The 13,202-nt window shown below is 72.7% G+C and carries 10 protein-coding genes and 1 riboswitch; of the genes, 4 read left to right on the top strand and 6 right to left on the bottom strand.

Annotated elements, in window-relative coordinates:
• Window positions 1-22: 22 nt before the first annotated feature.
• A complete protein-coding gene (locus tag VIW71_RS26090; protein WP_331625094.1) occupies window positions 23-1,312 on the bottom strand; it encodes a PspC domain-containing protein in 1,290 nt (429 codons plus the stop codon).
• Window positions 1,313-1,457: 145 nt separating this feature from the next.
• On the opposite strand from VIW71_RS26090, the gene VIW71_RS26085 reads away from it, so the two are divergent.
• Both VIW71_RS26085 and VIW71_RS26080 read left to right on the top strand, forming a co-directional pair.
• Window positions 1,458-2,828 carry a PspC domain-containing protein gene (locus VIW71_RS26085; RefSeq protein ID WP_331625093.1) on the top strand — a complete coding sequence of 457 codons (1,371 nt, stop codon included), beginning with the start codon at window positions 1,458-1,460 and terminating at the stop codon, window positions 2,826-2,828.
• Between the two features lie 55 nt (window positions 2,829-2,883).
• Entirely contained in the window at window positions 2,884-3,564 is a 681-nt protein-coding gene (locus tag VIW71_RS26080; RefSeq protein ID WP_331625092.1) for a response regulator transcription factor, read from the top strand.
• Between the two features lie 85 nt (window positions 3,565-3,649).
• Here the strand turns inward: VIW71_RS26080 and VIW71_RS26075 are convergent, their stop codons facing one another.
• On the bottom strand, window positions 3,650-3,967 hold the full coding sequence (locus VIW71_RS26075; protein WP_331625091.1) for a hypothetical protein: 318 nt from the start codon (window positions 3,965-3,967) through the stop codon (window positions 3,650-3,652).
• Between the two features lie 681 nt (window positions 3,968-4,648).
• On the opposite strand from VIW71_RS26075, the gene VIW71_RS26070 reads away from it, so the two are divergent.
• Entirely contained in the window at window positions 4,649-5,011 is a 363-nt protein-coding gene (locus VIW71_RS26070; protein WP_331625090.1) for a hypothetical protein, read from the top strand.
• Between the two features lie 62 nt (window positions 5,012-5,073).
• Here VIW71_RS26070 and VIW71_RS26065 read toward each other — a convergent pair whose 3' ends face one another.
• Both VIW71_RS26065 and VIW71_RS26060 read right to left on the bottom strand, forming a co-directional pair.
• Window positions 5,074-6,111: a C40 family peptidase gene (locus VIW71_RS26065; protein ID WP_331625089.1), complete on the bottom strand. Its 1,038-nt coding sequence runs from the start codon at window positions 6,109-6,111 to the stop codon at window positions 5,074-5,076.
• 8 nt (window positions 6,112-6,119) lie between these two features.
• Window positions 6,120-6,276: riboswitch (cyclic di-AMP (ydaO/yuaA leader) on the bottom strand.
• Window positions 6,277-6,454: 178 nt separating this feature from the next.
• Window positions 6,455-7,603 (bottom strand): C40 family peptidase, encoded by a 1,149-nt coding sequence (locus VIW71_RS26060; protein WP_331625088.1) that lies wholly within the window; start codon window positions 7,601-7,603, stop codon window positions 6,455-6,457.
• Window positions 7,604-7,932: 329 nt separating this feature from the next.
• Between VIW71_RS26060 and pcrA the strand changes: the two genes are divergently transcribed.
• On the top strand, window positions 7,933-10,485 hold the full coding sequence (pcrA, locus tag VIW71_RS26055; protein WP_331625087.1) for a DNA helicase PcrA: 2,553 nt from the start codon (window positions 7,933-7,935) through the stop codon (window positions 10,483-10,485).
• A gap of 205 nt (window positions 10,486-10,690) precedes the next feature.
• On the opposite strand, the gene VIW71_RS26050 is transcribed toward pcrA, so the two are convergent.
• Both VIW71_RS26050 and VIW71_RS26045 read right to left on the bottom strand, forming a co-directional pair.
• Window positions 10,691-12,133, bottom strand: a complete 1,443-nt coding sequence (locus VIW71_RS26050; RefSeq protein ID WP_331625086.1) for a M23 family metallopeptidase — start codon at window positions 12,131-12,133, stop codon at window positions 10,691-10,693.
• A gap of 139 nt (window positions 12,134-12,272) precedes the next feature.
• The gene (locus tag VIW71_RS26045; RefSeq protein WP_331625110.1) at window positions 12,273-13,061 is read right to left on the bottom strand and encodes an esterase/lipase family protein; all 789 of its coding nucleotides are present in this window, start codon (window positions 13,059-13,061) and stop codon (window positions 12,273-12,275) included.
• Window positions 13,062-13,202 lie beyond the last annotated feature (141 nt).

Genomic DNA, 13,202 nt, shown 5'->3' with positions numbered 1-13,202 from the left:
GCCGGTTCGAAACGATGCCGCTTCACCGGACCACCGCCACCTGGCCGACGCCGAGCACCACGCGGAGGTTGATCGTCCCCGCCGACGGGGTCCCGGGCGGCGGGGCGTAGGTCACCCGCCGGTTCCGGTCGACGTCCACGCCGCGGTGCGCCCTGCCCGGCAGCGCGGCCTCGCCGAAGCCGAGGTCGTAGTCGAGACGCACCGTCGCGTTCGCGGGCAGCCGCACCTCCGCCTTGCCCACGGCCACTTCCAGGCGGGTCGTCACGGTGCCGCCGTTCAGCCGGACCGCGGTCAGGTCGAGCGTCCCGCGCCCGCCGCCGAGTTCGTACGACTCCCGGACCGCCACGGCCTCGGCCGGCCGCCAGGTGACGGCGCCCACCCCGTGCCCGTGCTTCGGCAGCGTCGCCGTGCCGATCAGCGCCGCGAGCGTCACCAGCGAGAGGAACAGGGTGCCGCCGCGGGCCCGGCCGGCGAAGGAGGCGATCAGGAACGCCGCGCCGAAGACGCCGAGCGCCGAGGCGAGGCCGATCTCCACGCTCGGCACCAGGGGGTGGTACGGCCAGCAGGCCCGGGTCCCGACGCACGCGGCGGCGACGGCCAGCAGGAGGACGACCGGTCCGAACAGCCAGGACCGCTCGTGGCGGGCCGCGGCCCCGCGCTGCCGCCACGCGGTGCGGTCCGTCCCGCCGTCGTCCGGGCCGCCGTTGTCCGGTCCCCACAGGTAGGAGGGCTCCTTGGCGAGCGGGTCGCGCCACCAGGAGGGCGCGCCACCGGGCTCGGGCGGCGCCTTGACGGCCGGCGGCGCGTCCACCACGGCGCTCGCCGCGACCGAGGGCGCGTCCCCGGCCTCCCGCAAGCGGCGGCGCTGCTGCGACCAGTGGACCGCGCCGGCCGTCGCGGCCAGCAGGATGAAGGAGAACGCCTGGTTGGTGCCGTCGCCGAGCATCGACGCGTACAGGCCGCAGCCGACCAGCGCCATCAGGGCCGCGGTCAGCGACGCGCCCTCGATCCGGCCGGAGAGGAGCCGGTGCGCCTCGCTCTCCCGCTCGCCTTCCTGCGGGACGACCAGCCAGCCCATCCCGTAGATGATCAGACCGATGCCGCCGGTGAGGGAGAGGACGGCCAGCACGATACGGAAAATGACCGGATCGACGCCGACATAGCGGCCGGCGCCCGCGCAGACGCCGGCCAGCGCCTTGCGGTCGGCGGGGGCGCGGGCGAACCTGGGCCGGTCCGGGGCGGGCGCGGCGGGGGCTTCCGGCGCGGCGGGCGGCGGGCTGCCCACGGGTGTACCGGTCGGCTCGTCCTTCATCCCACCATGGTGACCGGTCGCCGGGGCGCCGGACGCCAGGGCCGACCCTGGTACGTCCCTGACCCGACCCCGGGGCCACCCGGAGGAAAACCCGGGGGGACAACCCTGATGCCCCGCGCCGTACGGCTGTGTGACGATCAGGGGTATGTCAGCGAGCAGCCCGCCGTCCGGAGTGCGTCCCGGCGCTCCCGGCGGGTACCCCGGGCCGCCCGGGCCGCCCGGGCCGCCCGGGCCGGGAGAGCGCGCCGGTCCGACCGGGGCGTCGTTCCTCTCCCCGCCCGATCCGGACGACCCCGGTGCACCCAGGCTCTACCGCAGCTCGGAGGGCCGGATGGTCGGCGGGGTGGCCCGCGGACTGGCCGGGCACCTCGGGCTGCCCGTGCTGTGGGTACGGGTGCTCTTCGCGCTGCTGGCCGGCTTCAACGGCATCGGGATGCTGCTCTACGCCGTCTTCTGGTTCTTCGTGCCGCTGGGCGTCGGCGGCGTCGCCGAGGCGAAGGAACCGCGCGACGCCCGCTCCTGGCTGGCCGGCAAGCGTCCCGACAAGGGCCAGATCGTCGCGCTGATCGCGCTGGCCGTCGGTACCGGCGTGCTGATCGACAACCTCAACCTCGGCGCCGCGAACCACGCGGTGTGGCCGCTGCTGGTCATCGCGCTGGGCGTCGCGCTGGTCTGGCGGCAGGCCGACAACGCCCGCAGGGCCCGCTGGGTCGAGATGAGCCAGGGCAAGCGCTTCTGGCCGGTGGCCCGGGCCGCCGCCGGGGTCTTCCTGGTCATCGCGGGCGTCACCGGTTTCCTGGTGGTACGCGGCTCCGGCAGCCACCTCGGCGGTGTCCTGCAGGCGGCCCTCGCCGTCCTGGTCGGCGTGGCGCTGCTCGCGGGCCCCTACCTGGTCCGGATGACGCAGGATCTGTCCGCCGAGCGCCTGATGCGGATCCGCGCGCAGGAACGCGCCGAGGTCGCCGCCCACGTGCACGACTCCGTACTGCACACGCTGACCCTGATCCAGCGGAACGCCGACGACCCGCGCGAGGTGTCCCGGCTGGCCCGCGCCCAGGAACGCGAACTGCGGGCCTGGCTCTACCGCCCCGAGGGCACCGGCCGCGACGACGAGCCCGCCACCCTCGCCGCCGCCGTGCGCGCCGCCGCGGCCGAGGTCGAGGACGCGCACGGCGTTCCCGTCGAGGTCGTCTGCGTCGGCGACTGCCCCCTCGACGAACGCCTCGTGGCGCAGACGCAGGCCGCCCGCGAGGCCATGGTGAACGCGGCCAAGTACGGTGGCGGCACCGCCGGTGCGGCCGTCCAGGTCTACGCCGAGGTCGAGGAGACCGGTGTCTTCGTCTCCGTACGGGACCACGGCCCGGGTTTCGACCTCGGTCAGGTTCCGGACGACCGGATGGGTGTAAGAGAATCGATCATCGGCCGGATGCGGCGCAACGGCGGCGAGGCACGCTTGCGTTCCGCGCCCGGCGGTGGCACGGAAGTGGAACTGGAGATGGGGAGGGCGGCGGCGTGAGGCCGAGCCACGAGGCGTCCCGCGGGGCGGGGCGCGGGACGGAGGGGCGGCCGGCATGAGCGCGACCGACGGCGAGCGGCGGGTGCGGGTGGTACTCGTGGACGACCACCGGATGTTCCGCACGGGGGTCCAGGCGGAGATCGGGGCGACCGACAGCACGGGCGTGGAGGTGGTCGGCGAGGCCGCCGACGTCGACCAGGCGGTCGCTGTCGTCACCGCGACCCGCCCCGAGGTGGTGCTGCTCGACGTCCACCTGCCGGGCGGCGGCGGGGTGGAGGTCCTGCGCCGCTGTGCCCCGCTGATGGCCGACCCCGAGCAGCCCGTCCGCTTCCTGGCGCTGTCCGTCTCCGACGCGGCGGAGGACGTCATCGGCGTCATCCGCGGCGGCGCCCGCGGCTACGTCACCAAGACCATCATCGGCCCGGACCTGGTCGACTCCGTCTTCCGCGTCCGCGACGGCGACGCCGTCTTCTCCCCACGGCTGGCCGGCTTCGTGCTGGACGCCTTCGCCTCCACGGACGCCCCGCCGGTGGACGAGGACCTCGACCGCCTCACCCAGCGCGAACGCGAGGTGCTGCGGCTGATCGCGCGCGGCTACGCGTACAAGGAGGTCGCCAAGCAGCTCTTCATCTCGGTCAAGACGGTCGAGTCGCACGTCTCGGCGGTGCTGCGGAAGCTCCAGCTCTCCAACCGGCACGAGCTCACGCGGTGGGCGGCGGCGCGGCGGCTGGTCTGAGGGGGCGGTGGCCCGGTGTGGTGGCCGGGGCGGTGGCCTGGTGGCCCCGGGGGCGCCTGGCCGCCCTGCCCCGCCGCCCGCCGCCCTATGCGTCGTCCTCGTCCGGCCAGAGCAGCGTGTAGTTCGGGACGCGCACCGCCCGCTGCTCCACCGGGGTGTGGATGGAGTCCATCGGCACCCCGTCGGGGACCGGACGCCGGCTGAGGTGGATCCCCAGCAGACACCCGTCGCACCAGAACGTCGCGTACCCGACCCGCTCCTCCGCCAGCCCGGTGAAGGCCAGCCGCAGCCGCTCGGCGCCGCAGCTCGGGCACGCGGTGTCCCGGGCGGTCCCGGGCAGTGCCTTGTAGTGCTGCTCGTACGCCGACAGCCACGCTCCCCAACTCGCCGTCAGGGCTTGCATGTCTGACCTCCTCGTCAGCGGACCTTGCCCGGCGACAGCCGACGTTACGCCTCCCCGGCCCGGCGGGCAGCCGTTTCCCCACCGGTCGACCCCCGCGTACGCCGTTCCGACGTGTCCCTCTGCGTCAATCAATCCCCGACCGGCGCCGGAAAGACCGTAGCGGCCCTGGTCGCGGTCGGCCGACGGCGGGTCCCTGCCCGGGGCGGCCGTACCGTCCCGGTCGTCGGCGGAGGCCACGGAGGCGCCGCGGTCGTCGAGGCGCTGGGCCAGAAGAGGGATGTCGCCCTGACCGATCCGGAGGACGCGTTCGCGCACGCCGCGGGCGCTGGGGGCGCTCGTCCCGGCCGGGTGGCGGGGTCGGCCGTGTGCCGTTCCCGGACCGGCCGAAGGCGCTGGAGGCGGGGGGCGCCGCGTACAGACGGTCGCCGAGCACAAAGGGGGCGGGGCGCTCGGGGCGCGGGCGCGCGAACCGGGTGAGCCAGCCGTCAACTAGGCGCAGCGTCACATCGCGTCCGTTCGCACCGTTGTCGAACTGCCCGATTGGGTGGGGATCACCCCCAGCACCGAGACGCTGAAGGAACACGCCGACTGGGCACCGGAGTTGGAGCCAACTCCCGTCACAACCCCGTAGGGCACCCCGCGCGGGGGAGGGGGGGACGGGCGGCGCTAGGGTCGGCGGCTATGGACTCCCTCATCAATGTGTTTGTCGGGCTGCACGTCATCGGGATCGCCGCGCTGCTGGGCGGCTACGTCACCCAGTGGAGGGTGATGGGGAACGGCACGGCCGGGGTGGCGCGGTTTGTGCCCGGGATGCTGTACGGGGCGGTGACGATGCTGGTCACCGGGCTCGCACTGGTCGCGCTCGCGCACGCGGACGACCGGCACACCAACAACGTGAAGCTCGGCGTGAAGCTGGCCGTGCTGGTCGTCATCCTCGCGCTGGTCTACGTGAAGCGGGACGAGGAGAGGGTGGACGCCGCGACCTTCGGGGCGGTGGGCGGGCTGACCGCCGCGAACATCTTCATCGCGGTGCTGTGGACCTGAGCGGACGCACCGACGTGAGCGGACCTGGAAGACGTACCGCGGACCGGAAGACGTAAGGCCGATCACGCCAGTCTGACCGCGCCCGCGAACGGCATCCAGCTCATCGGGGCGATCTCCACGACCGCGCCGGTGTGCGGGGCGTGCACGATCTGGCCGTTGCCGAGGTAGATGGCGACGTGGCTGATTCCGGAGTAGAAGAAGACCAGGTCGCCGGGGCGCAGTTGGGACTGCGGGACGCGGACGCCGTCGTCGTACTGGTCCCAGGTCGTGCGGCCGATGCTGATGCCGGCCGAGCGGTACGCGGCCTGGGTCAGGCCGGAGCAGTCGTACGCGCCCGGGCCGGTGGCGCCGGAGACGTAGGGCTTGCCGCGCTGGGCGAGGGCGAACTGGACGGCCTGGGCGGCGCGGCCGGAGGCGGGACCGCTGTACGTGTAGTGCGCGGAGGACGCGGACGCGGCCTTCTTCATCGCGTTGAGCTTGGCACGCTGCTCCGCGGTGAGGCTGTTGAGCAGCTTCTGGGCCGCCGCCAGCTTCTTCTGGACGTTCTTCTTCTCGATGGCGAGCTTGTTCTGCGCGGCGGTCAGCTCGGTGAGGCTCGCGGTGGCCTGTGCCCGCTGGATGGACGCCTGCTCCTGCTGGACCTTGAAGGTCTGCAGGGCCTGCTCCTGTGTGGTGGAGATGCGGTCCATCAGGTGCGTCTGCTCCAGGAACCGCGCCGGGTCGTCGGCGAGCAGGAGCTGCGTGGTCTGGTCGAGGCCGCCGTCGCGGTACTGGGCGGTGGCGAACTGGCCCAGCACCCGGCGCGTCTCGTTCATCTGCTGGGTCTTCCGGGCGACCTGCGCCAGCAGCTGGTTGGCCTTCGCCCGCTGGGTGGCCGTCTTCTCCTTGGCCTGGTCGAAGTGCTGGGTCGCCACCTCGGCCTGCACGTTGAGCTCGTCGATCTGCGCCTTCACCTCGGCGATCGAGGGCTTGGCGGGCGCCGCGTCCGCGGTCTCGCCCAGCAGGGTGACCGAGGCCAGGGCAGCGGTGGTGATACCGACCGCGGCGCGGGGGCCGGCCGTGGCGAGTAGGCGAGGACGCGGCTTGCGGTGCGACGCCAAGGGAGGCGACTCCTTCCGTCGGCCGCCGACCGGGTCAGCTGACGGGTTCGGGCTGGGAAGGTCGCCCTACGGGACGGAACGCTCGTCGGCGTCTGTCCCGATTCACCCCGAAGTGCTGGTGGGTCCCCGGTTCCGGCCGCCGGCCGGATGAAGCGGAGGCGACGTGCTGCCGGCACTTGTCACCGGCGGGGAACGCGCCACCTAGCGGGCTACCGTAGTCAAATTCGGCGGCCAACGGGGTGTTTGGATCGCAATGTGACCGAAATCGCTTTGTGACCTTATGGGTTGCGTCCAGGGGTGGCGGGGCGCTGCTGGGCATCTGCTGCCGTGTGGTCAGGGTGCGTCAGTTCGGGCGGGTCGCCGCGTAGAAGGGCATCTCCGTAATTGGGGCGATTTTGACGACCGTGCCGGTGTACGGCGCGTGGATCATCTCGCCGTTGCCGATGTAGAGCCCGACGTGGCTGACGTCGTTGTAGAAGAAGACCAGGTCACCGGGTCGGAGGTCGGACTCGGCGATCCGCGCGCCGACGTTCACCTGGTCGTACGTCGTGCGCGGCAGATCGACGCCGGCCGCCTTGTACGCCGCCTGCGTCAGCCCCGAGCAGTCGTACGAGTCCGGGCCGGTGGCGCCCCAGACGTAGGGCTTGCCGAGCTGGTCGCGGGCGAAGGTGATCGCCTTGTCGGCCTGGGAGGAGCCGGTGGGGGCGGGGGCGCTCGCGGTGGTGGTCGGCGCGGCGGCCGCAGCCTGGGCCGCGGCTTCCTGTGCGGCCTTCTCCTTGGCGGCGATCCGGGCGGCCAGCTCGGCGGCCCGCGCCTTGGCCTCCGCCTCCTGCTTGGCCCGCAGCGCGGCGAGCCGCGCCTTCTCCTGCGCGGTGAGGGAGTTGAGGAGGTGCTGCGCCTCGCCGAGCTTGCGCTGCACGTCCGCCTTGGCGGCCCGGAGTGTGTCCTGCCGCGCGGTGAGGGTGGCCAGGCTCTTGGCCGCCTCGATGCGCTGCCGGGTGGCGGCGGCCTGCTGCACGCGGTACGACTCCACGGCCTGTTTCTGCCGCTGCCCGAGCACGTCGGACAGGTGGGCCTGGTCGGCGAGGGCCTGCGGGTCGGAGGAGAGCAGGTAGCGGCCGGTGGAGTCGTCGCCGCCGGTACGGTACTGCGCCGCCGCGTACCGCCCGAGGGTGCGCCGCGCGTCGTTCAGTGTCTGCGTCTTGCGGGCGGCCTCGGCGAGCAGCCGGTTGACCGTGTCGCTCTGCCGGTCGGCCCGCTCCTTGGCGCCGTTGTACTTCTCGGTCGCGACCTCGGCCTGGTGGAGCAGGGCGTCCACCTTCGCCTTCACCTCGGAGATCGAGGGCTGCGCGGGTTGGCCGGGCGTGGGCGCGGCGCTCGCGCTCTCACCGAACAGGGTCACGGTGGCAAGTGCCGCCGTCGTCAGCCCGACAGCCGCACGCGGGCCGGGGGTGCTGAGGATCGCTGTTCGAGCCTTACGGTGCGTCGCCATGCCGGACGGGCTCCTTTCGGACGCTGCCTGGGGCGGCACGCTAGCCGGGGTGCGGTTCGGCTGGGAAGGGCGGTGTCCGATAGGCCCGATACCTTTTCGTAATCTTTTTCGGATCGACGGTACATCGGGCGCATTGGTCACGGTGCGTGGCGGCGGTACCACGAGGGGAGACCGGCGGTGCTGCGGGGGGCGCGGGCGGGAAGGGGGCGGGCCGGACTGCGGAAGGGGCTGTCCGGCGCCGAGGGGGCCGGGCCGCCCGGCCCCGCGGAAGGGGGCCGTCCGCGAACCCGCAGTGGAGTGTCGGCGCGGGCGCCTAGACTCGGGAGGCGATGAGCAGCAGCCTCTTTGACGACAACTTCCTGGCCGGGTTCGGCGCGCCCCACGGGCCCTCCGACGCCGCCCCGCCGCCGCCCCCGGACGGGGAGGACGACGGCGGACCCGAGCACGTACCGGACGGTCTGTTCAGCGACCGGTACGAGCGGTACGACGGGCCGCCGCGCGACGCGTACTACCGGGACGGTGCCGCGCGCCCCGCCACCGACCCCGCGCAGCTGCTGGAAGGGCTCAACGAGCAGCAGCGCGCGGCTGTCGTGCACTCCGGCGGACCGCTGCTCATCGTCGCGGGCGCCGGCTCCGGCAAGACCCGCGTGCTCACCCACCGCATCGCGCACCTGCTCGCCGCCCGCCACGTACACCCCGGCTCGATCCTCGCCATCACCTTCACCAACAAGGCCGCGGGTGAGATGAAGGAGCGGGTCGAGCAGCTCGTCGGCCCGCGCGCCAACGTGATGTGGGTGTCCACGTTCCACAGCGCGTGCGTCCGCATCCTGCGCCGCGAGTCCAAGAAGCTCGGTTTCACCTCGTCCTTCTCGATCTACGACGCCGCGGACTCGAAACGGCTGATGGCGCTGGTCTGCCGGGACCTGGATCTCGACCCCAAGCAGTTCCCGCCGAAGTCGTTCAGCGCGAAGGTGTCCAACCTGAAGAACGAGCTGATCGACGAGGAGACCTTCGCCGCGCAGGCGGAGAACTCCTTCGAGAAGAAGCTCGCCGAGGCGTACGCGATGTACCAGGCGCGGCTGCGCGAGGCCAACGCCCTGGACTTCGACGACATCATCATGACCACGGTCAACCTGCTCCAGGCCTTCCCGGACGTCGCCGAGCACTACCGGCGCCGCTTCCGGCACGTCCTGGTCGACGAGTACCAGGACACCAACCACGCCCAGTACACGCTGGTGCGCGAGCTGGTGGGGAGCGGCGCGGCGGGCGAGTCGGGTGAGACCGGTGAGTCGGGCGAGACCGCCCACGGGATGGCCGAGCTGTGCGTGGTCGGCGACGCGGACCAGTCGATCTACGCCTTCCGGGGCGCGACCATCCGCAACATCCTCCAGTTCGAGGAGGACTACCCGCAGGCCCGCACCATCCTGCTGGAACAGAACTACCGCTCCACCCAGACCATCCTGTCCGCCGCCAACGCCGTCATCGAGCGCAACGCCGGGCGGCGCGCCAAGAACCTGTGGACCGAGTCCGGCGACGGCCCGGTCATCGTCGGCTACGCGGCCGACCAGGAGCACGACGAGGCGCAGTACATCGCCGACGAGATCGACCGGCTGACCGACGCCGACGACGCCCGCCCCGGCGACGTGGCCGTCTTCTACCGTACGAACGCGCAGTCCCGGGTCTTCGAGGAGGTCTTCATCCGGGTCGGCCTGCCGTACAAGGTCGTCGGCGGCGTCCGCTTCTACGAGCGGCGTGAGGTGCGCGACGTACTGGCGTACCTGCGCGTGCTGGCCAACCCCGAGGACGCGGTGCCGCTGCGCCGCATCCTCAACGTGCCCAAACGCGGCATCGGCGACCGCGCCGAGGCGATGATCGACGCACTCGCGCTGCGCGAGCGGATCTCGTTCCCCCAGGCCCTGCGCCGGGTGGACGAGGCGTACGGGATGGCGGCGCGCTCGGCCAACGCGGTCAAGCGGTTCAACACGCTGATGGACGAACTGCGCACGATCGTGGAGTCGGGTGCCGGTCCGGCCGTCGTACTGGAAGCGGTGCTGGAACGGACCGGCTACCTGGCCGAGTTGCAGGCCTCCACCGACCCGCAGGACGAGACCCGGGTGGAGAACCTGCAGGAACTCGCCGCCGTGGCACTGGAGTTCGAGCAGGAGCGGAGCGAGGGCGAACCAGGCACGCTGGCGGAGTTCCTGGAGCGGGTCGCGCTGGTCGCCGACTCCGACCAGATCCCCGACGACGACGCGGAGTCGGGCGGCGTGATCACGCTGATGACGCTGCACACCGCGAAGGGGCTGGAGTTCCCGGTGGTGTTCCTGACCGGGATGGAGGACGGGGTCTTCCCGCACATGCGGGCGCTCGGGCAGGTCAAGGAGCTGGAGGAGGAGCGGCGGCTGGCCTATGTCGGCATCACGCGGGCCCGCGAACGGCTCTACCTCACCCGCTCGATGATGCGCAGTGCGTGGGGGCAGCCGGCGTACAACCCGCCGTCGCGGTTCCTTGAGGAGATCCCGGAATCGCTGATCGAGTGGAAGCGCACGGGGTCGTCCGGGCCGGCCGGCCCCGGTGGCGGCGGTCCGGTGTCGAAGGCGGCGGCCTCGCTGTTGTCGGCGCCGGCCGGCCGGGCCCGCTCGGGGGGCGGGGCCGCGGGGCGGGCCGGGTCCGGAGGGTCCGGCGGGTTCGCCACCCGGCGTTCGGGCGACCGGCCGGTGGTCTCACTGGCGGTCGGCGACCGGGTCACGCACGACCAGTTCGGACTCGGCACGGTCATCGCGGTCAGCGGGCGGCCGGGGGACGAGAAGGCGACGATCGACTTCGGGGACGAGCGGCCCAAGCAGTTGCTGCTGCGGTATGCGCCGGTGGAGAAGTTGTAGGGGGAGAAGTTGTAGGGGGCGGTGTGCCGCCTCCCGCCCTCCGGCTCCGCGGTTCGCCGGTTCGCCGTGCAGCCATCGAGCCGAAGGGGGCGCCGGTGTTGAAAGGGAGAGCGCGCGCAGGGAGCGAGGTACGAGCGAGCGAGCACGGTCGACTGTCGACGCCGGGTCTGAGCGCCCGGAGGTGAGGGGGCGGAAAAAACGGGCCTCAGCGCGGGTCGAGGCCGTGGGAGAGCAGCCACGGCAGCGGGTTGATGGGGGCGCCGCCGTCCGGACGTACCTCGAAGTGCAGGTGCGGGCCGGTGGTGTTGCCGGTGTTGCCTGAGTACGCGATGACCTCGCCCGCCTTGACCGAACCGCTGCGGACCTTGGTGCGGCTCAGGTGGCAGTACCAGGTCTCGGTGCCGTCGGGGGCGGTCACGATGCTCATGTAACCGTAGGAACCGTTCCACAGCGTGCGGACCGTGCCGTCGGTGGCGGCCATCACGGGTGTGCCGGTCTGTACCGGGAAGTCGATTCCGGTGTGCAGCGCCATCCAGTTGACGCCCGCCTGCCCGAAGTACGCGCTCAGGCCCCGATCCTTCACCGGCAGCAGGAACTTCGGCCGCAGCGCCTCCTTGCGGGCCGCTGCCTCCTCCTTGGCCTTCTTCGCCGCGGCCTGGCGGTCCTTGAGGTCGATACGGGCCTGCGTCCGGCTCGCGCGGGTCGCGAAGTCGTCCGCGTCGCGGCTCACCCCGGCGAGCTGCCGGTCGAGCTGCGTCGTCGGCGCGTTGGTCTTCACTCCGGTGCCGCCGTTCTCCTGCCCGTCGGCCTGCGCCTTGGACGAGTCCTGGGCCATCCCCACTCCGGTGACGGCCGCCGCGCCCACCGCCGCCACCCCCATCACCGCGACCGACGGCACCGCCACGGTCAGCAGCGCCGAACGCTTCGCCGGTTTGCGGCGCCGACTCCGCGCGACCGGGCCGTCGTCCTGGGACGGCCCGTCGCCGGCGTAGTCGTGCCGGACGGGCTCGTCGTCGCTGTACGGGTCGGGGCCCTCCGCGTAGGAGTCGGGTGTGTCGGCGTACGGCGCGGAGGGCTCGGCGTACGGCTCGGGCGCGTCGGCGTACGAGCCCCGGCCTTCCGCGTAGGGGTCGCGGACATCGGCGTACGGCTCCGGCTCGGCGGCCCGCTGCGCCGGGAGGTCGTACGCGGCAGCGGGCGGCACCTGCTCGTACACGCCGGTGTCCCCGCTCGCGTCGTACCCGTACCCGTATCCGTACGCGGGGTAAGCCCCCGAGTCCCAGTCCTGCTGCTGCGGATACGAGCCCTGGTGCCCGTCGCCCGGCCAGAGCGCGCCGACGTCGTACGTGCCCGTGTCGTAGTACGTCGTCGCGGTCGCCTGCGGGGCGCCGCCGAACGCGTACGGGTCGTACGCTGCGTGACCGCCGGTGTCGTACCCGGTCGCGTGACCGGAGTCGTAGCCGTAGCTCTGGCCCTGGCCGTGGTCGTACTGCGGGGGCTGCGGGACGTACGCGTAGCTGCCGGTCGTGTCGTCGGAGAAGGCGGTGGCGGAGAAGGCGGTGCCGACGGTCTGGTAGGAGCCCGTGGAATAGGCGTCGTACCCATAAGCGTCGTAGTCGGGGGTACCCGACGGGGGACGTTCGTTCACCGCCAGCTTCTCTTTCGCCTCGGCAGCAGGAGAATTAGCGGCGACTGTAGCTGCCCGTACCGGGCGCCGACAATCTCCGGACCGGTGCGGACGTCCACCTTGCCCGGTGTTCGGTTGATATTCGACCGTTACGTGTCCGTTATGCGGCGTCGATCGCGCCCGGCGTCTGCCCCTCTCCGCTGAGCGCCTGCCGTATCCGCGCGGCCACTGCCGCGTGCACCGGCAGGGCGAGATGGCCGACGCCGCTCACCTTGATGTTCTGTGTCAGCAGATCCGGATGTTCGAGGCGCGCCGACTCCACCGGGATCATGAGCTGGTCGAGGTCGCTCCAGAACGCCACGAACCGGCTCCGGCACCCGCGCGCCGGACGTGCCAGCTCCTCCAGGACGGGGGAACCCGGACGCATCTGCCGGGCCAGCGGGTGCGGGGTGAGGGCGGGGACGGCCCTGGTTCCGGAGTGCGGGGTGCCCAGGGTGACCAGGGTCCGCACCCGCGTGTCACCGCCGAGTCGCTGTACGTAGTAGCGGGCGATCAGACCGCCGAGGCTGTGGCCCACGATGTCCACGCTGCGGTGGCCCGACTGCTCGCATACTTGTTCGACGTGTGGCCCGAGCAGTTCTGCCGCGGTACGTATGTCGCAGGTCAGCGGTGAGTAGTTCAAGCACTGGACCCGGGTCCAGCCGTTCCGCAGCAGGGAGCGGCGCAGAAGGGTGAAGGCCGAACGGTTGTCCACGAAGCCGTGCACCAGCAGCACCGGCGGGTGGGCGCGGCCCTCGGTGGGCAGGGTGGCCGGGGCGGGCAGGTCCGCTCCGTTGGCCCGGTCCGTGGCGGGCGGCGGCGCCGGGTCGCGCTCGGGGAGTATCCCGGTGGGATAGAGCAGCAGGTGCCCGGCCAGTACGGCCAGGTCGATGGCGGTGACGCGGGCCAGTTCGGCGCCGTACCACCAGCGATTCCCGCCGGGCTCCGCTTCCGGATCGGCCCCCTTTCCGGCTCCGGACGGCCGGGCTTGCGGCGACCGGTCCTCGCCGGACCCGCCGTGCGGCGGCGGGTCCAGCGAGGACCCGCCGTG

Source organism: Streptomyces sp. (assembly GCF_036524955.1).
GTDB lineage: Bacteria > Actinomycetota > Actinomycetes > Streptomycetales > Streptomycetaceae > Actinacidiphila.
Note: the sequence above shows the minus strand (reverse complement) of the source record. Positions and strands in the feature narration are given on the sequence as shown.